The sequence below is a fragment of the Microcoleus sp. AS-A8 genome, assembly GCA_039962225.1.
Taxonomy (GTDB): Bacteria; Cyanobacteriota; Cyanobacteriia; order Cyanobacteriales; family Coleofasciculaceae; genus Allocoleopsis.
Window position 1 is genome coordinate 99065 of sequence record JAMPKV010000014.1, and the last position, 23203, is coordinate 122267.

The window sequence follows — 23203 nt, forward strand, 5'->3', positions numbered from 1 at the left end:
CGCTTACTTAAAACAAGGTTTGGTTATAAAATTTTACATCAATGAGTCGCTATCCCCATCTATTTCCCCTGCACCGTTGGACTTACGTGCAACGCCTCCTGTTTTTTGCTCTCTCAGGCCCACTTGTGGCACTCAATCTCTGGATTTTGTCCCAAGTCTTTCGCTATTTTGAGCACCTAATCGCGTTGCTGACCATTTCAGCCATTCTCGCTTTTCTGCTCAACTACCCTGTCCGCTTTATATCGCGATTTTACCGGAGTCGCTCTCAGGCGGTAATTGTTGTTTTACTTTTCACGTTGGCACTCTTAGTTATTCTGGGAATCACCTTAGTGCCTATTGTGATAGACCAATTTACCCAATTGTTAAACAATATCCCAGCTTGGTTAGAAACGAGTAATGATAATCTCGACAAGTTAGAAACTTGGGCAAGAGCACGCCGTTTGCCGCTCAACCTTAAAGCCATTAGCAATCGCCTCAATACTCGCATCGAAAGTGAAGTTCAAGTACTGGCAACTCAAGCCGTTGGATTTGCGCTAGGAACTCTATCAGGACTTTTCGATACTATCTTAGTCATCGTTTTGGCCTTTTATATGCTGCTGTATGGCGCAAGGCTCTGGCGAGGTTTTGTCAATTTACTCCCCCCTAAAATAGGGGTACCTTTTAGCGAATCCCTGCGGCTGAATTTTCAGAATTTTTTTATCAGCCAAATCCTCCTAGGATTATTTATGGTCGCTACCCTAACTCCAATTTTTTTGGTCTTAAGGGTTCCCTTTGCTCTGCTTTTTGCACTGCTCATTGGCGTCGCTGAATTCATTCCTTTTATCGGTGCCACTTTGGGTATTGGTTTGGTCACGATTTTAGTCATGCTCAACAGCTTTTGGTTAGGGATTCGTGTCGCTATAGCCGCTGTTGTCATGCAGCAAATCAAAGACAATATCCTAGCTCCTAGATTAATGGGTGAATTTATTGGACTAAATCCTATTATGATTTTCATTGCTTTATTAGTAGGAGTTCAGATCGCTGGTGTGTTGGGCGTTATTGTTGCAGTTCCTATTGCTGGAACCCTTAAGGGCACGCTTGATGCAATTCGCTTAATGCACCCGCCCCAAGCCGTCAGCACTGACACGATTACCCCTGAACCCTCTAGTCCCGTGCAAGCTGAGGAGTAAAGGAGTGGCCGGAGCTTTAGTGAGCATGGGGAGTGGGGGAACTGCGCTGCCTATGCTGAATCAAAGATTCAGGGCTGGCTTGTAAAATCTGCTGATCACCTCTGGACAGGGCGACAAGCTATTTCAAGGCGGTTACTCCTGGGACTTCTCGTTAACGTGAAAAACAAGTTAAAATTCCCCAGTTAAAGCGGTCAAGAGGACGGATTCTTCATTTTCCCTCTTGTAAAATTAGCAAACGACTGAAGATCTAAGGATTCAGCTAATGCGACAGATTAATTTTTTGATTATTTTTGCTCTGTGCTTGGCGTTGGTTTTATTTAGTTTGGAAAATACCGAGCCGGCTGTGATTCGCATTGTTAATGGTGTTCAGGTTCAAGCCCCGATTGCGATTGAACTCATTTTGGCTATGGGGCTAGGCGCTATCTTGGCTTGGCTGTTCAGCATCTGGACAAGGTTACAACAGCAGCTACAGTCCTTTAAAGCCAAACGCCAGATTCGTTCCAAAGAAGAGCAAATTGAAAAATTGGAGCAAGACGTGGAACGCTACAAGGCAGAGATCGAACAGCTAGAGTTACCCGCTCTATCCCCTTCTAAAGCCTTTACAGAAGAAGTTGCAGGTTGAAGCTGAGTCGGTTGGTAGGTTAGCACGTTATGGAGTTGTCTTGTCAATCTCCAACCCAGGTTACGGCTTGTGCTTTGCCTGACAACCTTCAACCTTTTAACCTGACAACCCAGGTTACGGCTTTTACTTTGCCTAACAACCTTCAACTTTGTCACAACTTTCAACTTTCAACCTTCCTTTCAACCTTCAACCCTCTAACGGCAGTGCGCCATGACTGGAACACCAGCTAGTGAAGCGATCGCTCTTCTCATTGATTTAGCACAGCGAGGAGAAATTGACCCTTGGGATGTGCAAGTGATAGAGGTGATTGACCGCTATTTAAGTACTCTGGCACTCGGAAATGAGGCGGACAAGGGACGCCGTGATGCTGATTTATCCCAGTCCGGGCAAGCTTTTTTGTGGGCATCCATGCTGGTTTTACTCAAAGCCGATACCTTAAGGCGTTTAGAAGAGCCGGATGAGATAGACCTCACCGAACTCCAGGAGGAGATCGACACCTCAGCAGAAGCGCGATTGCCCCTCCATCTGGAACGTCATCTGCGCCGCCGCAGAGCCGCCCCGCCTCTCAAGAGACGCCCGGTGACACTCTCTGAGCTGATTGAGCAATTGCAGCAGATGGCGGCACAGCTAGGGGATGGGGACTCTCCTGTGCGCTCTCGTGCGCTTCGTCCCCGTCCTCAATCTCGAAGTCAGGCCGCTAAAGCGATCGCGCATCTGGCTCACGATGAAAATCTCACCGAACTCGCCATGCATCTCGAAGGCTTTATCTCCCAGCATTGGCAAGAACTTTCGGCAGGAAAAGATTGGCTAAATTTAGAACAACTGTTAGAGTGGTGGACGTTGTCACCAGCCACGTCGGATCGAGCCGATTCCCTTGGGGATAGCTTGACTACCCACGCAGCATCCGTTGAGGCAACTGAAGTAAAAACCAGCGATCGGGTCGGAGTCTTCTGGGCACTACTACTCTTGTCGGCTCAGTCCAAGGTAGAGTTACACCAAGAGGAGTTTTACCAAGACTTAAAAATCCGTGCGCTGACGTAAGCAGGGTGTTGTAATGGGGACTGGAGATTGGAGATTGAGGAGTAGGGAGTGAAGAGTCGGGACTCGGTAGTGGGAACTAGGCACAATAGGCGGCTAGGAAGAATATTTGCTCCCTTGTTTCCTCAGTCTATACCCTCTTGGTTGTCTCCTCCCATTCCAATCTCTAATTCCCCAATGTCCAATCCCCTTGTCAGTCAGGGTTGAAAGCTTGAGCAAGCTGTACTTTGCAGGAAAATTTGTTTTCTGTTTCCTAAAAGTATACATTTACCAGTTGCCGTCACTTTCTTGGAGAGAGTACGGTGGAAGTAAACTCGGTGACATTGAGTTCAAAAGCCTGTCAACTTCCTATTTTTAGAAGGAACAGGGTTGTCAGTTTGGCCTTTTGCAGCCGAGAACGTGGACTTTCAGATGCTTCCCTAGGTGGGTCCGTACCTTTAATTTTCTGCCGATAGTCGGTAAGCGTATGGATAGTCTATCGTTTTGTTAACTGATCGCTGTCATTTTTTCGAGTCAATCGGAAGAAGTCTACAGACAAAAGTCCCATGCTTAATTCCACAGACTCGTTAAAATCAGACTCAATTCACTTTCACCAAATATTTGTCGCCTAGGTTGAGGAAGAAAAATTCATGAAAGCCATGATTCTAGCGGCTGGTAAGGGAACACGGGTTCGCCCCATCACCTATACCATTCCCAAACCCCTGATTCCCATCCTGCAAAAACCAGTGATGGAATTTTTACTAGAACTGCTACGACGGCATGGCTGTGACCAAGTTGTCGTTAACGTCAGTCATCTAGCGAACGAAATTGAAAGTTATTTCCGTGATGGACAACGCTTCGGCGTCCAGATTGCCTACTCCTTTGAGGGTCGCATTGTAGATGGGCAACTGGTTGGAGAAGCCCTCGGATCGGCTGGCGGAATGCGGCGTATCCATGACTTTTATCCCTTTTTTGATGATACGTTTGTGGTTCTGTGTGGCGATGCCCTGATTGACCTCGACTTGACGGCAGCGGTAAAGTGGCACAAAGAAAAAGGTGCAATTGCTACCATCGTCACAAAATCTGTGCCCCTAGAGCAGGTTCCTAGCTACGGTGTCGTTGTTACGGACGAAACCGGTCGGGTTAAAGCTTTTCAGGAAAAGCCCTCCGTGGAGGAAGCGCTCAGTACCAATATCAACACTGGCATCTATATTTTTGAGCCAGAAGTTTTAGATTATATACCATCTGGTCAAGAATATGACATTGGTGGTGAGCTATTTCCGAAGTTAGTGGAAATGGGCGCTCCGTTTTATGCGGTGCCTATGGATTTTGAGTGGGTAGATATCGGCAAAGTTCCCGACTACTGGCACGCCATTCGCAGTGTCCTCCGGGGCGATATCAAGAACGTGCAGATTCCAGGCAAAGAAGTGTTTCCAGGCATCTACGCCGGATTGAATGTGGCCGTTAATTGGGACAAGGTTGATATCCAAGGCCCGGTTTATATTGGTGGCATGACTCATATCGAAGATGGGGCGAAGATTATTGGCCCCACGATGATTGGCCCCAATTGCTGGATTTGTAGCGGGGCAACCGTTGATAACAGCGTGATTTTTGAATACTCCCGTCTGGGAGCTGGAGTGCGCTTGGTTGATAAGCTGGTGTTTGGTCGTTATTGCGTGGACAAGACAGGTGCCACCATTGACGTTCAGGCAGCCGCCTTGGATTGGTTGATTACCGACACTCGTCGGACTCTGCCCTCCCAAGAACCCGCCGAACGGCAGGCGATCGCAGAACTCCTCGGAACGGATGGCTAGTTTCCCAGTCTGAGGCTTGAGTGATACCCACTCTGGCTCAACACTCACCCTTGAGTAGCCCCCATCCGGGCTGAACCCCATAAGCTGATTGAATTGGGCTTATAATCGGTCAACGTCCGGATGGTTGTGCTCTCTTGTCAACCTTACCTCACGGTTCTCTTGCCGCACCTGAATGTCACAGCCCCTGCATTTATCGCCAGCCCAGGAAATTTTAGACTTTTGGTTTGGGCAACCGGATGCGGCAGGTTATGGCAAATCCCGAAAAATCTGGTTTATCAAGAACCCAGAATTCGATGAAGAGGTGCGATCGCGCTTTTTCCCCACTTATCAACAAGCAGCGGCGGGTGAACTGGACTCCTGGAAGGCATCACCTCAAGCCTGTCTAGCACTGATTATTCTGCTCGATCAATTCCCTCGCAACCTGTTTCGCGGACAACCCCAAGCCTTCGCGACTGACTCCCAAGCGCTTGCTTACGCCAAACATGCGGTTGCCAACGACTTCGACAAAGAATTACTGCCCATACAGCGACAGTTCATCTACTTACCCTTTGAACACAGCGAGAACCTAACCCATCAGCATCAGTGTTTAGAATTGTTCTCAACGTTGAAAGATGAGCCGGAATGTGTAAGTAGTGTCGATTATGCCCACCGTCACTTCAAAGTCATTGAACGTTTTGGGCGTTTTCCCCATCGCAATGAGATTTTAGGTCGAGAAAGTACTCCAGAAGAAGCCGAATTTCTTAAGCAACCGGGTTCATCATTTTAACAAATACCATGTTAAAAACTTTTTTTTGTTCCATTCTCTTCCCCACAACAGCAACTTATCTAATCGCAGGCATTTTCCTGAATTCAGTATCAGCTCAACAGACGACGGTTGCTAATTTACCCAACGGAACACACCGTCTGTGTTTCACATATGCCGATGCTCAGTCATGCTTCAATTTTCGTAAAAGCGGAAATCGCGTGGTTGGAATCTTCACCACCCAAGGACAAGCAGACCCACCTGAAGGATTAGACTACTGGGAACGACAATGTGTTGAGGGTACTGTTAAAGGCAATACCATTACGGGTACAGCGATTAATGTAAAGACGGCAAAGCAATCTCCGAAAATTGGCTCGAAGAATCCAGATATCCAACTAGGCGGAATTTTTTTAGAGCAGCTTTTATATACATTTCGTTTGACTCAAGGACGAGTGGTTGTCGTTCGACCCGCTAAGACAGTGCGAGGAGCTTACGCTGTGGTGAGTCGTTATCAGAATGCTTCGCTCGACTTAAAATCGTATAACCGACCCAACGCCAACTCAGCCGCCCCGGCAAAAATGGTTCCGTCAAGCTGTGCAGTGTTACAGCAAAATCCATTTAATCAACGTTTCGACGCTTCTAAATAAACGCTTTCCCACTTGCACTAATCAGGGTCAGTTTTTAGTTACCTGTGACCCATAATCCATAGCTATGACTAATCGAGAAACTCTGCGGCAACTGCTTTTACAACTCGACAACAAGAGCTACAAAGCCTATAGAGATATTAAAGGACGCTACAGATTTCCCGACTTTACCCTGATTATCGATCGCGTCCAAGGTGATCCCTTCGCCAGTCCCAGCCAATTGCGAGTGCAACTCCCTCAGTCCTTTGCGGGTTTCCCTCCTCATCTCTACCAAACCCGCAGCCGAGAAATCGCCCTCCGAGATTACCTCACTCGTGAGTTTGACAAAGCCGCACAGGAACTCAGCAGTCGGCGGGGGACTGGGAAGAGTGGATTGATTGCTATTGTTCAGGTGGGACAATCCGTACTCGATCGCACTTCCGCCTTTGTTACCCATGAATTCCTCGAAGTTCGCTTTGTAGTTGGCTTACCCGCACGGGGACGTAGTATCTTGGGGCGTCAAGCGGTGGAAATGCTTTGTGAAGATATTCCCGAAATTGTTGACAAAGCGCTCAAGTATCATTGTCTAAATCCAAACCAAATTCAGCAACAGGTGGAAACCGTCGAGGATGCCGACTGGTTGCGTCAACAATTGCCACAACGAGGACTCGTTGCCTTTATTCCCGATGGGGCGATGCTTCCGCGACGCAGTGGGGTGGATGAACGCCCTTTACTCACGGATGCTGTCCCCTTCCATTCCCCGGAAACCTTGCGAGTGGAATTCACCTGTCCCAATCGGGGTTTAATCACGGGAATGGGCATTCCTGCGGGGATTACCCTGATTGTCGGCGGTGGCTATCATGGCAAGTCTACCTTACTGCGAGCGATTGAATTAGGGGTTTACAACCACATCCCGGAAGATGGACGGGAACGAGTGGTGACTGATCCGGCGGCGATGAAGATTCGGGCGGAGGATGGACGGAGTATTGTCGGTGTAGATATTTCGCCGTTTATTAACCAGTTACCTCAAGGTCGCTCTACCCGTCAATTTTCCACCACCAACGCCAGTGGGAGTACTTCACAAGCGGCAAATATTATGGAAACGTTGGAAGCGGGGGCAACGTTACTGCTGGTAGATGAAGACACGGCGGCGACTAACTTTATGATTCGCGATCGCAGAATGCAGCAGTTGATTGCCAAAGATCAAGAACCGATTACACCCTTAATCGACAAGATACGACAACTCTATACCGATTATGGTGTGTCCACGATTTTAGTGATGGGCGGTAGTGGCGATTACTTTGATGTGGCGGATACGGTGATTGCGATGGAAAACTTCCAGCCCTATGATGTTACGGCAAAAGCCAAGGCGATCGCACAGCAATACCAAACAGAACGTACCCCCGAAGGTGGCGAAAAGTTCGGGCAAATTACATCCCGCATTCCCGTACCTGAAAGTATCGACCCCAGTCGCGGTCAGCGCGATGTCAAGTTGAAAGTCCGGGATGTCGATGAGGTGGTATTTGGGAGTGAGGAGATTGATTTAGCGGCAGTTGAGCAAATTGTGGAGAGAGGGCAATTGAGAGCGATCGCGTCTGCTATTGTTTACGCGAAGGAGCAATATATTGATGGGCGTTGTTCACTGCCAGAGGTTCTCAATCAGGTGATGGCAGATATTGAGACACAAGGATTAGATATTCTCAGTCATTTGCCGGAAGGGGATTTAGTTTTATTTCGTCGCTTTGAACTGGCTGCTGCTTTAAATCGCTTGCGATCGCTCAAGGTGCGGTGATAACTAAGAAAGGATATGGAACCCCTTGATACCCCAATATTGTATTTTCTTAACGCAGAGGTTTACGCCGAGGAACGCAGAGTTTTTAGACTCTAAATTTAGTTAATTCCGAGACAAACGGAAATGAAATGAATAAGTTATTGCACATTTAACTTGCCTGAAGAGGACGGGCCTGATGTCCATCCCACAAGAGTTTTAACACTAAGGATAGTGCTTGCCTAAGCGTGGAACGACTTACTAATTCATTTCATTACTTTTAGGTCGATTCAACTCTTTACACTTCGCCAAAGCTTGTGCATAAGCCGTTTGATAGTCTTTTCCGCCTAACATAACGTCCCCGTAGTATTCATAGGGCGCATCCCCATAAACCGGGAGCGGCGGATCGTCTGGATAATCTTCTTTGGCTTCTTCAACGGCAGCTAAAAGTTGTTTAACACTCAGGCGTTGTACTGGAAAGTAGTAGAATTCTTGCTCTGTCTTATCTAAGTAGGGTAGTGTGGGATCAACCAGACGATCTTCAAGCTCAAGCCAACCATGTTCAATGGGTTTGTATGGCTTTCCGGGTTTGACTAAAAATCCTTGGACATACATCGATTCTTTGAGCAATTTTGTAGCTCTGAAAGCATTATCAAAACTCTCTTTGGCTTTGCTTTTGATGTTGGCAGCAATTTCTAAGGATAGGGCCGTATCTAAAGGTTTGTTCATTAAAATTCTTGGGCTTGCTATACATCCAGATCCCTATAACCTCCTCCTATGAGTTCCAGTTCATCAGGGGAGCCAGATGAGACCTGTTACCAATGCTCTTGAGAAAAAAGTATGATCTTGAACTCTAAACTATATCGAGAACTTCCTTGAGCAGGATGCTCTTAAAGTCTATTTTAAGAGAAAATGGAGGTTAGACGCTGCTGAAGCAATGGGGGGAATTGGGCATAGTATTTTTGGTTCAGTGGCGAGGGGTGAGGGAGTGGTAAAATCGTGACTGAGCGTTCATGTCGCTTGCCTTGTTCGTCTTGGGCGGTCAGGGTGATGAGAAGACTGGATGTATAGCGATCGCTCCCTGCAAAAAACTGGGCTGCTTCGCCTTTGGAGGCATAAGGTGAAAACCATTTAAAGGCTTCGTTCCCTAAGGTAATAATCCAACTTCCTTGCCAGTGCAGTATCAGCAATTGTTCCAGGAAAGGGCGAAATCGCTTTTTAACAATTTCCGAATAGGCTTTGTTACCGGGTGGTTTGTATGGAACCGTGTTCGTAAGCAGAACGTGTTCCAGAACTTCCGATAAGTCTGTGCTACGAGTTGGCTCTTTGTGAAACAGAGTGCGATAGATACCTTGTCGAACGAGCCGACCTGCTGCACCATAGAGGGGTTGTTGGACTAGAACTTCATCTTTTCCTAAATCACGAGCAAAAAAGCACAAGGGACTTTCTAAATTGCCTCCATAGAGAATAGGCATTTTGGGGTCTAATCCTGCTGCTTGATAAACCGGTTCATCGATGGGAAAAGATTCGCGTTGCGCTTCACCATAGACTTGAGTAATCAATTGATTGATATCTGACATGAGCGAGACGGAGCAAGGGGAACGGTTTACAGGTTAGCAGGAAAAGTTAACCAAGTTTATTGGGATGAGAGAGTGGCGATGGGTAGTGATTTAATGAGAACAGCGATGATCTCAATACTCACCACTGCAAGGGTCAGTCAGTTACCGGAACCATGCGAGAACTCTATCCCCCTATTGAACCCTATCATCAGGCAACCCTAGCCGTGTCCGGCCTGCATACGATTTATTTTGAAGAGTCGGGGAATCCTGACGGAAAGCCCGTTGTCGTGTTACACGGGGGGCCAGGGGGTGGGAGTATACCGGAATATCGCCAATACTTCGACCCAACAAAATGGCGCATTGTGATATTTGACCAACGGGGTTGTGGGAAAAGTAGCCCTCATGCGGAACTACAAGAAAACACGACTTGGGATTTGGTCAACGATATCGAAAAACTGCGAGTGAAACTAGGAATTGAGCAGTGGGTGGTGTTTGGGGGGAGTTGGGGCAGTACTCTGTCCTTAGCGTACAGCGAGACTCATCCGGAACGTTGCAAGGGATTGATTCTGCGCGGTATTTTCATGCTCAGGCAGAAAGAACTTCTCTGGTTTTATCAGGAAGGAACGAGTTATATCTTCCCCGATGCTTGGGAGGAATATGTTAAACCGATTCCCGAAGAAGAACGTCACGATTTTATGGGAGCCTACTACAAACGATTGACGAGTCCAGATTTGGAAACACGCTTAGAAGCTGCTCGTGCGTGGTCAGTTTGGGAGGCAAGTACCAGTAAACTATTGCAAGACCCTGGGCTAATGCAACGGTTTGGTCAAAACAATTTTGCCGATGCTTTTGCCCGAATTGAGTGTCATTATTTCGTTAATAAAGGCTTTTTTGAACCAGAAGATCAGCTCTTAAAAAATGTCGATCGCATTCGTCATATTCCAGGTGTGATTGTCCAGGGACGCTACGATGTGGTTTGTCCGATGATATCGGCTTGGGAGCTGCATCGCGCTTGGCCTGAAGCGGAGTTGATTGTGGTTCCGGATGCTGGACATTCCATGTCAGAACCGGGGATTCGTAGTGCTTTAATTGAAGCAACGGATCAGTTTGCTTCTTTGTGAAAGAGCGATCGCCTAAGGTAGTAGCTGTTACCTAAGAAGGCGAAACGACCCGTGAATGCGTTCAATTGTGCCAGCAGAACTAGAATTACTAGCCGTGTAATAACTAGAAATGACGACCGTTTGCTTATTGTTGTAGCGAACAAAAGTGAGCATTGAGTCGGGAAAGTCAAATCCTCCACCTGTCAGGTGCACCCTAACAGCATTCCGCCCATTAATGGTTAGGTTGCGGCGTTGTTTCACTGTGGCATTGTAGGATTGACTGCTAGCTATATCCCTTTTAACTACAGTTTCTAGGGAACCCTCAGGGAAGGTAATGTCCGTTTTAATTAGGTTGGCTGGAGCTTTCCCCCCTCCAGCGCCGGTTGGTTTGCGACTCCAGATTGTAGTGTAATTGGTAGCACTTTTATCTATAACCCAGCCAGAGGGATGTTGAATTGAGAAAAAATTGCGTTCTGTATAGGTGACAAATTTTGGCTGCGTTTGAGCGCTGCTGGAGTTGATGCCTGTCAGGGAATGGGACAGTGGCAGAACACCTAGAAAAGCGGTAGTTGTCAAGAGAGTTAAGACGAGCTGTTTGGGCTTCATAGGCTAAGAAGATGTTTCTGCTAGGTATTTTAGTGATGTTTGTACTGAGTGGGTATATTGTGTGGGCTGTGCTGCAAGCAAGCTTAACTCTTTTGGCTAGAAGCCAGTGTCATTTTTCATGATTGACCACGATCGTTTATTCAAAGAACTCCTTTCTACCTTCTTTGTGGAGTTCCTCGAACTGTTCTTCCCCGATGTCAGTGAGTATGTAGAGCGTGACTCCTTGGTGCCAATGGACAAGGAACTGTTCACGGATGTCACCTCTGGGGAGAGGTACGAAGCCGATTTGGTGATGAGAGCGCAGTTTAGAGGACAATCTTCTCAGTTTTTGGTTCATGTCGAACACCAGTCCAGCTCCCAAAGCGACTTCAATCGGCGGATGTTTCGCTATTTTGCTCGTCTGCACGAAACTCATGCTTTGCCCGTTTATCCGATTGTTATTTTTTCCCAGGACTCGCCTCGGCGTCCAGAACCGGACTCGTATCGGGTTGAGTTTTCCGATTTTTTGGTGTTGGAATTCCACTATCGAGTGATTCAGCTCAATCGTCTCCAGTGGCAAGATTTTGTTAACCTGCCCAATCCTGTTGCCAGTGCTTTAATGGCAAAAATGCAGATGGAGCCTCAAGAGCGCCCTGTTGTGAAGGTAGAGTGCTTGAGGTTACTGGCTAGCTTGGGATTAAATCCAGCCCAAATACAGCTAATTTCTGGATTCATCGACACTTACTTAAAGTTGAGTCAAACGGAGCAGGTACGGTTTCAAGCTGAACTCGATAGGATCGAACCAGCAAGGCAGGAGGAAGTTATGCAGATAGTCACCAGTTGGATGGAAGAAGGTTTGCAACGGGGAAGACAGGAAGGGCTAGAGGAGGGAAGAAGGCAGGAGGCTTTATCCCTAGTGTTGCGGCAACTTGCGCGTCGAGTTGGTGAAATGGAGCCGGAGTTACAGGAGCAAATTCAGGCGTTAGCGATCGCACAAATCGAGGACTTGGGTGAGGCGTTATTGGATTTTTCGACTAAGGCGGATTTGGAGGCTTGGTTAGAGGATTGCGCTTCAAGATTGGAATCTAGCAGTGATTCTCCTGATTCTGAGTGAGACAAAGTGCGATCGCTCTCAACCCGCGCAGGCGGACTTCGGTTGTGTAGACGCGATTAATGCTGCTCAAAATAGTTGCTCAGCTAGCCAGTGCAATATCTTTAGATCTTCAACCGTGATGTTACTGATCTTCGAGCGAGACCTAAGGACAAAAATTCAGTAGTATTACCGAAGGCAAGAACTTTGAGGAAGCCTAACGTATATGGTGGACTCCTGGTTGACGAACAACAGAAGGCAGGCTAAATAATGGCAGTTTCACTAGCAAAAGGACAACGTGTATCACTTGAAAAAGTGGCACCAGGTCTTTCAGAGGTATTCATTGGTCTTGGATGGGACGTTAAATCTACAGACACAGGTTCCGACTTTGATCTTGATTCGTCCGTATTCATGTTAGGTGCTAATGAAAAACTCATTTCTGACTCTCACTTCATTTTTTACAACAACCTCACTAGCCCTGATCCAGATAAATCGCTTCAGCACCTTGGGGATAACCTCACGGGTGTAGGCGAGGGCGATGATGAGGTGATCAAAATTAACCTCAAAAAAGTACCTGCTGATGTCCAAAAAATCGTTGTTACTGTAACCATCCATGAAGCACAGCAACGTAATCAAAATTTTGGTCAAGTGCAAAATGCGTTCGTGCGTGTCGTCAATGCTCAAACAAAACAGGAAGCTGTTCGCTACGACCTCGTGGAAGACTACTCCATAGAGACAGCACTGATTATGGCTGAACTATACCGTAAAGATGGTGAATGGCGTCTCAATGCCGTTGGTGCAGGTTATCAGGGCGGTTTACAAGCACTACTTGATCGCTACAGCTAAGAGGCAAAACACATGGGAATTAACCTACAAAAAGGACAGCGCATTTCGCTTTCTAAAGAGGCACCTGGTCTTACAAAGCTCATGTGCGGACTGGGTTGGGATGTCAGCAAACGAGGCGGTGGGGGTATTTTTGGAGCTTTTAGCAATACTCAAGACTGCGATTTAGATGCATCAGTTATTTGCTTGAATAGCAATGACAAATGGACTAACCAAGCTAACGTAGTTTATTTCGGTAATTTGAGCCATTCCTCAGGAGCGATTACTCATCTTGGTGATAATCTCACTGGTGCCGGTGATGGGGATGATGAGCAAATTATTATTGATTTGTCTCGGCTACCATCAGATATTACGAAACTTGTTTTCACAGTGAACATTTACAACTGTGTAGCTCGTAAACAAGACTTTGGACAGGTTCAAAATGCTTTTGTGCGCTTGGTTAATGTCTCTAATAATCAAGAACTCGCTCGATATAACCTATCGGGAACTGAATACATGGGCATGACTGGGATGATTATGGCTGAAATCTACAAGCATAATAATGAGTGGAAAATGGCAGCCATTGGCAACGGCATTAGCGTTAATGGTTTAGGAGAACTTTTGAAATCCTATACTTAATTACTCCCTGAGTCTCTGGATGAACCCTACGAGATTGAGTAAATCAACTGAATGTTAATTCCGAATAGAAGTTGTTTTGTAAAAAGAGGTAGAAATCATGTCGATTAACCTAAGCAAAGGTGAGCGGATTAATCTCTCAAAAGAAGCACCTGGTCTTAAAAAGGCCGGAATTGGTTTAGGTTGGGATACTAACCAGACAGATACAGGTGCGGGGTTTGACTTAGATGCGTCTGTATTTATGTTGGGAGCTAATGGAAAAATTCCTAGCGAGAAATACTTCGTATTCTACAACAACCCAGAATCACCCGATAGTTCGGTGAAGCATCTAGGAGATAGCAGAACTGGAGAGGGTGCAGGAGATGATGAGACGGCTGAAATTGATTTGAGTAAAGTAGATGCTTCTGTTCAAGAAATAGTTTTTGTTGTAACTATTCATGAAGCAGAGCAAAGAAAGCAAAACTTTGGTCAAGTCAGAAACTCGTTTATCAGAATTTATGACAGTTCCACAGAAAAACAAGTTGCTAAGTATGAGTTAGAGGAAGATTTTTCAACAGAAACAGCCATTGAGTTTGGAAAACTCTACAAAAAAGATGGAGAGTGGAGATTCCAAGCAGTTGGGCAAGGCTATAAGGCTGGATTGCAGAAATTTGTAGATCAGTATGCTTCTTAGTTAGTCTCTAAAAGGAAGCCAACAATAAAACGGAAATCAAAGAGGGCATTCAAAATTTATATGAATGTCCTCTTTAAGTAAGATGTAAATTTAATAGAAGGGAAGAAAGATGGCTATTTCGCTGAAAAAGATTGAGCAGGAAGCACCACAACTTATCGACCTTGCAAAGAAAGCAGATATTTCCCTACAAAAAGCGAATTTGACAAATCACCAGGCTAAGGTGGCGCTTTGTCTTGACATTTCTGGTTCGATGGCATCTCTCTATTCATCAGGTAAAATTCAACGGTTTGCCGAAAAAATTTTAGCTTTGGGATGTTGGTTTGATGATAATGGTTCTATTGATATATTTCTATTCGGAGCTAACGCTCATAAAGCAGGTGAAATGACACTTGCTAATTTCAAAAACTTTATTCCGAATGTACTGAATCAGTATCCACTAGAGGGTGGTACTTACTACGGTAAAGTGATGAAGATGATTAGAAGCTTCTATTTTCCGCTGGGAAGAGGAGAAAGTCGGAAGTCAGCTGTCGCATCAAATAAACCTGTCTACGTTATGTTTGTTACTGATGGAGCAACTGCTGACAATTCAGAGACAGAACAACAGGTTAAGTGGTCTTCATTTGAGCCAATTTTCTGGCAATTTATGGCAATTGGGAAGTCCCGTAAAGATGTGAAAGGAGAGGGATTGTTTGGCTGGTTATCTAAAGCATTTGCCAGTGATTTTACATTTCTGGAGGAACTTGACAATATGAGCAATCGCTATGTAGATAATGCCGATTTCTTCAGCGTGGAAGACCCTGAAATTATTGCCGATCAAGAACTTTACGATCTACTGATGACTGAATATCCAGGTTGGGTGAAATTAGCTAAAACGAAAAAATTATTACGATAAAAATTTTCTGCTCTAAGTAAATGTCTCTGTACGATCGCCTAGACCTAACCAGACCGACTCGCAAGCTCAAAATCCCCATTTGGGAACGTATCAATCTCACTAGACCCCCAAAACTCCGTTGTCGGGGATGTCGTTTGCACATCCAGTCTCAGTGGGAGTATTGTCCTTCCTGTGGACAAACTCTTAGTGAGAAGGATAGCGAGATTCGCCGTTGTATTTGGGTAGATCTGGCAGGCATAGATGTGGCATCTGAAAATAAAGAAGCGATCATTGGCATCATCATCGATGCTTTCTCCAAAGTCTATGGCGCATTTAGAAGTGTAAAGGTATTTTTGACCTCAGATCCCCCCGATCCAAAAGAATGGGGAGAGGAATTTACTCATGTCTATATATTCGCTGACGATCAACCCGTTGACTATCTCGGAATTGCCAGTTTTCAAGCCGGAGTAGTTACAGCTCGTGCTATTGTCCGCCTTGACCAGATATTCCATGCTTCTTACAGCGCGGGTCTTAATGTTAATCAATTGTCTAACTTAATTGCAAATACCATCACTCACGAAATCGCGCATACACTGGGGTTGGATCACTCTGCACTACCCACTGATGTGATGCACGATGGACTGGATCATGTCATCCATAGCTTAATGCCTCCATCGTTTCATCCGGAGCAAATCAACTCGATGAATAATGCTATTCGTCGCTCTAAATTTAAAAGTTTACCCCTCTGAAGCACCCGGATCGACATCCTGCGCTGCCTTCCTCGCTAAATACGATCGCACCAATTCCAACTTCAGCAATTCAAAATCTAGAAAACCCGCTTCCTTCTCCCAATCATCGCGTAACCTGACCTGACATCCCGTAGAGCGTAAATGCTCTATCATTAACTGCGAGATTGGTACTTTATCAGCATGTTCTTCAATCAAATTAGGATAGTACTCTCGAATAATTCCTTCTCTTTCAGCTACAGCATCCGCACACTCTTTATAACGATTCTGCAATCGTAATTCATCCAGTAAAATCTTCGTATTCCTCTCATTCCCTTTCCGCCTCAGCAGCCAATTCTGTAAATAACGGCATCGAGCCATCTCAAGCATCAACTGATTAAATTCTTCTAGGGTCAAGTCATTTTCAGTTAACCAGTTGCTAAACGCTGTCTCCTCAAAAATATTATGCTGACTCCGAAAACGTCGGATTTCTTTATCCACTGCCTCCTGAGATACTTCAACACCCAAAATTTCAGCCAAAATCTGCACTAAGGCTCGATTTGCTGCGTGTAAATTGACTTCATCAAAATCAGGAAGATGTAACGCTGCATATCCTGCGATATCTCCCAAAGGAACCGTTATATCATTCCGTAAGACTGTGCGATCGCGGTGATAGAGGTTACTAAAAAATTGATTGCGAATCAGGGAAAAATTTGGCTTGACTTGAGGCGAAGAATCAGGCAAATCTCGTAGCGTTTCTAGGAGTAAAATCGCATCTTGACGCTTGATATCTACATATTTAGTCTTGACAAAAGTCGCCATTTCGTCTAACTTTTCTGGCGATATACCTGCCGCCGCTGCTTTGCGGAAGATGGCAGGAAACGTCCGTTCTGGGAAGTAAATCGATTTTGCGATCGCAGTTAATTGCTCACACACATTACTATTGATAATTCCCTCATCTTTAGCATGGCAGAATGTGGCGCGGACATTCACCATTGGTTCTGAGAGACGGCAATATCCCGTATCTTCTGGCCCATGAACTGTAACAACTTCATCATCGTCAATTAGCTCCTCACTGGCGTACATTCGGTAAATTTTGCCAACGCCTACCATCCCAAAGGTATCCGTTTCAGCAGCACGTAAAGCGCCCATACTGCTAGCGCCATATACCGCCACGCCCTGTTCAATGGCGTACAAAATTTCTTTGTGCCATACGGAGGGTAAACTGAGAAAAACCCCATCAATTAGACCAATAATATCGGGTTTGTATGTGGTTACAGCACTGAGTAAGTCCGATTGCTTTGCCGGAGGAAGATAGATAGCATCTAAAATTTCCTTAGCTTCCGCTACGGGGAGTGATGGCCCTAAAAATATGACTATTTTTTTCATAATTTAAGCTTAAACGGCTCCTCCGGCTGGGCGATGAGTCTCGGCTACAGGCACACCTTCAGCCTTAGGTTTAACCATAGTGGAAAGCTGACGTTCTGCAAATGCGATCGCACGCTGCTTCGGATTGTAAGTTGTATGAAAAGATGCTTCTAATCCTGGAACAATTACTCTTACTACAAAAATATTCCAATCAGGTGGACTTAAATCCAATACAATCACCTGATTTAATCCGGAATTTTTCAGCTTTTTTAGGATAATCTCAATATCTTCCTCAAATGTCGAAGTCGCCTGAGATTTCCGTTCTCTAGCATCTACCGTTGGCGGATTCGACTCAATAATACTAGCTTCAGCATCGCGATTTGTCTGTAATCTTAGTACCGTATAGTATTGATGAAAAATGTCATCTCTTGCCCCTGAAATTAGAATTGCGCGAGTTTGAGCCGCCTCGGTTAAGGCTCTTACCATCGCTACTTCCGGATCGAGATGGGTTCCATAACCATGACTACTCGGTACATTTCCACTGGGGTCATAAATTTGGGCGCGGTATACAGGAATTTCAGTGTCTACGGTACAATCAAACAGAATTGGAACAACTTGTGCCGCTTCAAATTTTGTCAATAATTCTTGGATTATAGGAGATTCAATCGTTTCTAAATGCACCCTCGGCATCCGATATCCTGGTATCCCGTATCCCTTGCGATACGCTTCGAGGTGGCAAGAAATTGCATCTCGCTCAATCAGTTCAAACAAAGCAGAACTAACCGCTTCTAAAAAATGGTTGCCAGAGGCTAAACCATTGGAACCCATGTCAAAACAGCCTAGATGGGTAACCTCTTTTTCCCAAAATCTGTGGTAGTTCATTGAGACGACTTGAACTGGAACCGCCACTTCATTTTGGTTCAGGATATCCCAGCCTAAACACCACTGTTCGCAGCGATTTACGTTAAAGAGCGAATTTTCCCGTAGCGGTAATTTTTCTAAGGAAATAACTTGATAATTGTCGAAAAGCTGTGTATAGGAAAGATTAATTTCAGGCAGATTAATTGTTTCAGCACAGTAAAGTTCAATCGACTCCATCGCGGCTGAAACCATGGCGGCTTCTAATGTCGTTCCTTTGCCGGAGGACGTGGAAACACTATAACTATTTGGGCGTATCGAAATGGTAACCGGAATGCCAATTTTATCTAACCCTGTAATATTGGCAATTCGGGTTAGTCCAAGGGGTTTAAAGTAGGGTCGAACTCGTTCTAAGGTTTCGCTAGGAGAAGCCGTTCTATGAGTACCATGCCAGTATTGTTTTGTCGCTTGGTAGGCTCGATTTCGGAAGTGGATAGCCGTCATTTGAGGTTGATTTATGAGAGAGGAGCGGTATTTAACAACGCAACATCTAGATTTTGGATGAACCTCTATTTTGAACGTAGGAGATTGCGATTACCTAGCCTAAAATCTTTGCCCCCGAAATGGATTGAGTCACTTATGAGGAAATGCCGCCTCTCTAAACGTTAGAGACACTCGTCTACTTCTAACAAATTCTTGGCCTCTATAAATATCTCGAATGCGAGGCATTACGCCATGTTGCCAAAGATATCTCGCTTCTCTCTTCAAGGCCAGCAAGCTTCCTGGTAATAACAAAATTTCTCTCTTCTCTTGGGTTTGAAAATGAGTAAATTCCATCACATAGGAGCTTCCCAAGCTGAGAGTGATCAGGGTATCGCCAAAGCAAGTAACACAGTCAATATGACTCCTCAAACCTTGTCCAGGTTCGTATTCATTGACGGTGGCTTGATCGAGAACGATTTTTGTTAAGCGATCGCCATAGAGGCGATTGGCAATTCCCCTCGCCCAATCCGGCAAATCTCCTAAATAGTTACACGCCACAAGAATACCGTTTTGATATTCATATTTATAACCATGTTGTTGAATCCTTCTTGTGGATTCAACTGACTCTATTGCCCATTCTTGTTCGTCTATCTCCTTGAGCAATTGATTTTGCTCAGGCAGATCAATGTAATTAGGGATATAAGTCAGACCTGGAATCGTGAGCGCTTCGGCTTCTGGGAAAATATCCAAATCTAATTGGGTCATATCTAGCTGACCATCTATAGCTTTCATCAGAAAGTTTTGCATCAGTAATTTGTCTCAAATTTTCTACGCCATTTCGCTGAAATCTGGTTGAAGCGGGTCAGTTTAGTGCATTGTAACATTTCGTAACTCTAGAATGGAGTCGCAACTGTTGATGTTTAAAATTTAATACAAACATAAGTAGAGGCAGGAGAGTATCAAAACATATATCCTGATCTGAACGCTACAGTTAAAAATACTTCCTGTTTATCATCTGCTTTTGGAGTCGCGTTGCCATGACGAATACCGCTTCTGCCCAAACCGGTAACTTCTGGGGAGTTGATATTACCGCTCCTCACCCTCGACAGGATACTGACTTACTCACTCAACTGAACTTTATCCCAGGGTTGAAAGAAATTCTTGTGTTGCGTCAGGTTCATGCTCTAGAACATGCAACCGTCTGGGTTCTGGGTGAGCGACGTGTCGCTAACATGGGATACTCCACAGCTACCCAGCCGTTAGATAATGACACCTTAGGGGGCTTATCCACTGACCAAGGATTTTATTTGTACGGTCAGTTGAACCTGGCTGACCTCAGAAAAGCTGTGCCCCTTGCCTTACAGCGCCTCACCAGTGGAGAATGGGATTTGGCTGTGCATCCGCGCTGCGGCACGAATCTATCAGTCGGAATGTTTTTAACCGCTGGACTGGCGTTAGGAGCTCATCTTCTCCTGCCGCGAGGCCCCATTGAACAAGTTCTCGGACTCAGTTTAGCCGCCGTTACGGCGACTCAGCTTACACCGGATGTCGGTAGCCTCGTTCAACGGTACTTGACGACCTCAATCCCGTTTAACTTGGCGATTGAAGACATTACGGCAACATCTGATATTTGGGGACGTTCGGCCCATTTTGTCCAAGTCCGTTGGAAAGACTAACCTGCTTTCTCCTGAAACTGAAGCGCTTTAACCTAACGTATCAGGCAGGAGTCTTGTCGCCCTTGAAAGCCATCCGCAGGTACTTTCAATCGGTTTAAGCAAGGTTTAAGGGTCGATTCAGTGGGGCAGCGGTAATAAAACTTAAAAACCAGAATAGTCAGACGGCTCTGATCGAGTAGTACTCTGTAAAACTAGAACTCAAGGGAAAAACTCTATATGGTTCAACGTGGATCTAAAGTCCGAATACTCAGAAAAGAATCTTTTTGGTTTCAGGATGTGGGTACAGTCGCAACTGTAGACCAAAGTGGAATCCGCTATCCATACATCGTCCGCTTTAATAACGTCAACTATTCCGGCATCAATACCAATAACTATGCCGAGAATGAACTTCTTGAGGTTGAAGCACCCAAAGCCAAGAAAGTGGGCGACAAGGGAACAGGAACACCCCTGAAGGCTGAGGCTCGCAAAACGGGTCAAAGAACCCCACAGCCTGCACCTGAAGCTGGCGGTGGGAGTTCCGTGGTAGAAGGCGGCCCCAACCAGGGAACTGAGTCTCGTTAAGTTGTGCCCGAACTGCCTGAAGTTGAAACTGTTTGTCAGGGTCTAAATCAAATGACCCTGAATCAGGAAATTTGGGGTGGGGATGTGTTGCTGACACGCACCATCGCCTACCCTTTTTCTGTGGGTGAATTTTTAGCACACCTGAAGACTGTGACGATTACCCGTTGGCATCGTCGCGGTAAGTATTTACTGGCACAATTGGCTCACTCAGACCCCAAATACCAAACAGGAGTCATGAGTCAGGAGGCAACGCCTCAAATTCATCTGAGGGAAAACCCGCCCAAAGCCATCATCCACAACCTGAAATCGGCTGATGCGGGTTGGTTGGGGGTTCACTTACGCATGACCGGTCAACTGCTGTGGCTCAATCGCGAGGAACCTCTACACAAACACACACGAGTGCGATTGTTTTTCCCAAATAACCAGGAGTTACGCTTTGTTGACCAGCGGACGTTTGGTCAGATGTGGTGGGTTCCGCCCTCTGTGCCCTTAGAAAGTATTATCACAGGATTGAAGCAACTGGGGCCAGAGCCGTTTTCCGAGCAATTTTCCTTGGAATACCTCGCTGGCAAGCTACGCCATCGCCAGCGCTCAATCAAAGCGGCACTGCTGGATCAAACGCTTGTTGCAGGCGTGGGTAATATCTATGCCGATGAAGCCTTATTCTTAAGCAGAATCCGACCTGAGACGCTTTGTGCGGATTTGAATGTGGAGCAGATCGAGCGTCTTCGTTCCAGTTTAATTCAGGTGTTGCAAGCGAGTATCCAGGTGGGTGGCACGACCTTTAGTAACTTTCTCAACGTACAAGGAGTGAATGGGAATTACGGTGGTGTCGCCTGGGTGTATGGTCGCACGGGTCAACACTGTCGTGTTTGTCATCGCTCCATCGTGCGCCTCAAGGTGGGAGGGCGATCATCTCATTTTTGCCCCAACTGTCAGCAACTCCCATCTGCTAAGGGTTAAAACTCGTTAAAAATAGTCTGCTGAAACGTTTTAAAATCTAAGCAACAAAGCGATTTAGTAGCCTAACAAAAATTATCGATTATGGCAGACACAATCAAAAGAGGAGACTTAGTTCGCGCTATCCGCGAAAAGCTGGAAGGGAGCCTAGAAGCTCAAGCCAGCGATACACGCTTTCCTCCTTATCTGTTTGAAACCAAGGGAGAAGTGATTGATATGAAGGGGGACTATGCACTGGTCAAGTTTGGTCAGGTGCCCACTCCGAATATTTGGTTACGGGTCGATCAGTTAGAGCCAATGAAGTGAACTCAGGTTTTGAGTCCGGGTCACTAGAGTAGGTGAGCCGTATCTACCAACGCAAGGCGTTGGTTTATGGACACTGCTCTATATCATTAAGAAAGCCTGTTGAGAATAAAGGAAGATGTTAGATCGAACCTAAAGTTAAATTGTTTTGATTTGAAATACTAGGGGTTCAATTATGACATCTGTTCCTAATTCCTCAATTTTATGTCAAAGTCGCCGCGTATCAGTGATTGGCGGCGGTAAAGTAGGGAGTACTCTGGCTCAACGGATTTTTGAGAAAAATCTAGCAGACGTGGTTTTACTCGACATTGTCGAAGGGATGCCTCAAGGGATTGCCCTGGATTTGATGGAGGCACAGCCCATTGAACGTCATGACCGCCAGATTATTGGTACCAATGACTACGCAGATACGGCGGGTTCCGATATTGTGGTGATTACGGCGGGAATTCCACGCAAACCAGGCATGACGCGGGACGATCTGCTGAAGATCAATGCCAAGATTGTGGTAGAAGCTTCCCAAAAAGCGATCGCGCCATCTCCAAATGCCATCTTCATCCTAGTCTCTAACCCCCTGGATGTCGTAACCTATCTGTCCTGGAAAACGACCGAACTTCCCCCTAACCGGGTCATGGGCATGGCAGGCGTTCTCGATTCAGCCCGGTTCCAAACCTTTATTGCGATGGAACTTGGCGTTTCTCCCAGAGATGTTAACGCCTTGGTGCTGGGAGGACATGGCGATTTAATGGTTCCCTTGCCTCGCTACTCCACGGTTAACGGTATTCCCATTACTGAACTGATGGATGCTGCCACCATTGAACGGTTGGTAGACCGGACTCGCAACGGTGGGGGAGAGATTGTCGGACTCATGAAGACAGGTGGTGCTTATTTTGCCCCAGCATCTTCCGCCTGCTTAATGGTAGAAGCGATTATTAACAACCAATCGCGGCAGTTACCTGCATCAGCCTACCTGCAAGGCGAATACGGTTTAAATGATATATTCATCGGGGTTCCCATCCAGTTAGGGTGTCGCGGCGTTGAGAAGGTGTTAGAAATTAACCTCACGGATGCTGAACGCAAGGCTCTCCATACCTCTGCCGAATCGGTTCGCGCCAATATTCAGCAAGCCTTTACGCTACTTGAGGGTTAGGGTCGGGCCAACCGAATACCCCCTAACCTCC

25 protein-coding genes are annotated in these 23203 nt (G+C 45.9%); 19 read left to right on the plus strand and 6 right to left on the minus strand.

Annotation, left to right across the window (positions count from 1 at the left end):
- Positions 1 to 41 precede the first annotated feature (41 nt).
- From NDI48_21690 to NDI48_21720, 7 genes are all read left to right on the plus strand, one after another.
- Positions 42 to 1169 (plus strand): AI-2E family transporter, encoded by a 1128-nt coding sequence (locus NDI48_21690; protein MEP0833783.1) that lies wholly within the window; start codon positions 42 to 44, stop codon positions 1167 to 1169.
- 262 nt (positions 1170 to 1431) lie between these two features.
- Positions 1432 to 1791, plus strand: a complete 360-nt coding sequence (locus tag NDI48_21695) for a lipopolysaccharide assembly protein LapA domain-containing protein (GenBank protein ID MEP0833784.1) — start codon at positions 1432 to 1434, stop codon at positions 1789 to 1791.
- Positions 1792 to 2001: 210 nt separating this feature from the next.
- Positions 2002 to 2832 (plus strand): segregation/condensation protein A, encoded by an 831-nt coding sequence (locus NDI48_21700; GenBank protein MEP0833785.1) that lies wholly within the window; start codon positions 2002 to 2004, stop codon positions 2830 to 2832.
- 626 nt (positions 2833 to 3458) lie between these two features.
- Positions 3459 to 4622 (plus strand): NDP-sugar synthase, encoded by a 1164-nt coding sequence (locus NDI48_21705; GenBank protein MEP0833786.1) that lies wholly within the window; start codon positions 3459 to 3461, stop codon positions 4620 to 4622.
- Between the two features lie 172 nt (positions 4623 to 4794).
- Positions 4795 to 5388, plus strand: coding sequence for a DUF924 domain-containing protein (locus NDI48_21710; GenBank protein MEP0833787.1), 594 nt, complete (start codon positions 4795 to 4797; stop codon positions 5386 to 5388).
- Between the two features lie 8 nt (positions 5389 to 5396).
- Positions 5397 to 6011, plus strand: coding sequence for a hypothetical protein (locus NDI48_21715; GenBank protein MEP0833788.1), 615 nt, complete (start codon positions 5397 to 5399; stop codon positions 6009 to 6011).
- A gap of 64 nt (positions 6012 to 6075) precedes the next feature.
- The gene (locus NDI48_21720; protein ID MEP0833789.1) at positions 6076 to 7779 is read left to right on the plus strand and encodes an ABC-ATPase domain-containing protein; all 1704 of its coding nucleotides are present in this window, start codon (positions 6076 to 6078) and stop codon (positions 7777 to 7779) included.
- A gap of 237 nt (positions 7780 to 8016) precedes the next feature.
- On the opposite strand, the gene NDI48_21725 is transcribed toward NDI48_21720, so the two are convergent.
- Both NDI48_21725 and NDI48_21730 read right to left on the minus strand, forming a co-directional pair.
- Entirely contained in the window at positions 8017 to 8484 is a 468-nt protein-coding gene (locus tag NDI48_21725; GenBank protein MEP0833790.1) for a hypothetical protein, read from the minus strand.
- A gap of 173 nt (positions 8485 to 8657) precedes the next feature.
- Positions 8658 to 9335 carry a uracil-DNA glycosylase family protein gene (locus NDI48_21730; GenBank protein ID MEP0833791.1) on the minus strand — a complete coding sequence of 226 codons (678 nt, stop codon included), beginning with the start codon at positions 9333 to 9335 and terminating at the stop codon, positions 8658 to 8660.
- Between the two features lie 152 nt (positions 9336 to 9487).
- Here NDI48_21730 and pip point away from each other — a divergent pair, with 152 nt between their 5' ends.
- Positions 9488 to 10435, plus strand: coding sequence for a prolyl aminopeptidase (pip, locus tag NDI48_21735; protein ID MEP0833792.1), 948 nt, complete (start codon positions 9488 to 9490; stop codon positions 10433 to 10435).
- A gap of 27 nt (positions 10436 to 10462) precedes the next feature.
- On the opposite strand, the gene NDI48_21740 is transcribed toward pip, so the two are convergent.
- Positions 10463 to 11020, minus strand: a complete 558-nt coding sequence (locus NDI48_21740) for a hypothetical protein (GenBank protein ID MEP0833793.1) — start codon at positions 11018 to 11020, stop codon at positions 10463 to 10465.
- A gap of 118 nt (positions 11021 to 11138) precedes the next feature.
- Here NDI48_21740 and NDI48_21745 point away from each other — a divergent pair, with 118 nt between their 5' ends.
- The 6 genes from NDI48_21745 to NDI48_21770 all read left to right on the plus strand — a co-directional run bounded on the left by NDI48_21745 (position 11139) and on the right by NDI48_21770 (position 15840).
- A complete protein-coding gene (locus NDI48_21745; GenBank protein ID MEP0833794.1) occupies positions 11139 to 12113 on the plus strand; it encodes a DUF4351 domain-containing protein in 975 nt (324 codons plus the stop codon).
- 246 nt (positions 12114 to 12359) lie between these two features.
- Positions 12360 to 12935: a TerD family protein gene (locus NDI48_21750; protein MEP0833795.1), complete on the plus strand. Its 576-nt coding sequence runs from the start codon at positions 12360 to 12362 to the stop codon at positions 12933 to 12935.
- A gap of 12 nt (positions 12936 to 12947) precedes the next feature.
- Complete coding sequence (locus tag NDI48_21755; protein ID MEP0833796.1) at positions 12948 to 13550, plus strand: TerD family protein; 603 nt, start codon at positions 12948 to 12950, stop codon at positions 13548 to 13550.
- Positions 13551 to 13647: 97 nt separating this feature from the next.
- The gene (locus NDI48_21760; GenBank protein ID MEP0833797.1) at positions 13648 to 14220 is read left to right on the plus strand and encodes a TerD family protein; all 573 of its coding nucleotides are present in this window, start codon (positions 13648 to 13650) and stop codon (positions 14218 to 14220) included.
- Between the two features lie 109 nt (positions 14221 to 14329).
- Positions 14330 to 15112 carry a VWA domain-containing protein gene (locus NDI48_21765; protein MEP0833798.1) on the plus strand — a complete coding sequence of 261 codons (783 nt, stop codon included), beginning with the start codon at positions 14330 to 14332 and terminating at the stop codon, positions 15110 to 15112.
- 20 nt (positions 15113 to 15132) lie between these two features.
- Positions 15133 to 15840, plus strand: a complete 708-nt coding sequence (locus NDI48_21770) for a peptidase M10A and M12B matrixin and adamalysin (protein MEP0833799.1) — start codon at positions 15133 to 15135, stop codon at positions 15838 to 15840.
- Here the strand turns inward: NDI48_21770 and NDI48_21775 are convergent.
- The 3 genes from NDI48_21775 to NDI48_21785 form a co-directional block, all read right to left on the minus strand.
- Positions 15829 to 17205 (minus strand): TfuA-related McrA-glycine thioamidation protein, encoded by a 1377-nt coding sequence (locus tag NDI48_21775; GenBank protein ID MEP0833800.1) that lies wholly within the window; start codon positions 17203 to 17205, stop codon positions 15829 to 15831. The two genes, NDI48_21770 and NDI48_21775, sit on opposite strands and share 12 nt — an antisense overlap.
- A gap of 9 nt (positions 17206 to 17214) precedes the next feature.
- Complete coding sequence (locus NDI48_21780) at positions 17215 to 18546, minus strand: YcaO-like family protein (protein ID MEP0833801.1); 1332 nt, start codon at positions 18544 to 18546, stop codon at positions 17215 to 17217.
- Between the two features lie 129 nt (positions 18547 to 18675).
- Positions 18676 to 19332, minus strand: coding sequence for an alpha-ketoglutarate-dependent dioxygenase AlkB (locus tag NDI48_21785; protein ID MEP0833802.1), 657 nt, complete (start codon positions 19330 to 19332; stop codon positions 18676 to 18678).
- 230 nt (positions 19333 to 19562) lie between these two features.
- Here NDI48_21785 and NDI48_21790 point away from each other — a divergent pair, with 230 nt between their 5' ends.
- The 5 genes from NDI48_21790 (at position 19563) to mdh (ending at position 23172) form a co-directional block, all read left to right on the plus strand.
- Positions 19563 to 20201: a DUF6391 domain-containing protein gene (locus NDI48_21790; GenBank protein ID MEP0833803.1), complete on the plus strand. Its 639-nt coding sequence runs from the start codon at positions 19563 to 19565 to the stop codon at positions 20199 to 20201.
- Between the two features lie 216 nt (positions 20202 to 20417).
- A complete protein-coding gene (locus NDI48_21795; protein MEP0833804.1) occupies positions 20418 to 20762 on the plus strand; it encodes a photosystem I reaction center subunit IV in 345 nt (114 codons plus the stop codon).
- Positions 20763 to 20765: 3 nt separating this feature from the next.
- Positions 20766 to 21725: a DNA-formamidopyrimidine glycosylase gene (locus tag NDI48_21800; protein ID MEP0833805.1), complete on the plus strand. Its 960-nt coding sequence runs from the start codon at positions 20766 to 20768 to the stop codon at positions 21723 to 21725.
- Between the two features lie 81 nt (positions 21726 to 21806).
- Complete coding sequence (locus NDI48_21805; protein MEP0833806.1) at positions 21807 to 22028, plus strand: NAD(P)H-quinone oxidoreductase subunit O; 222 nt, start codon at positions 21807 to 21809, stop codon at positions 22026 to 22028.
- Between the two features lie 172 nt (positions 22029 to 22200).
- Positions 22201 to 23172 carry a malate dehydrogenase gene (gene mdh, locus NDI48_21810; GenBank protein MEP0833807.1) on the plus strand — a complete coding sequence of 324 codons (972 nt, stop codon included), beginning with the start codon at positions 22201 to 22203 and terminating at the stop codon, positions 23170 to 23172.
- Positions 23173 to 23203: the final 31 nt, after the last annotated feature.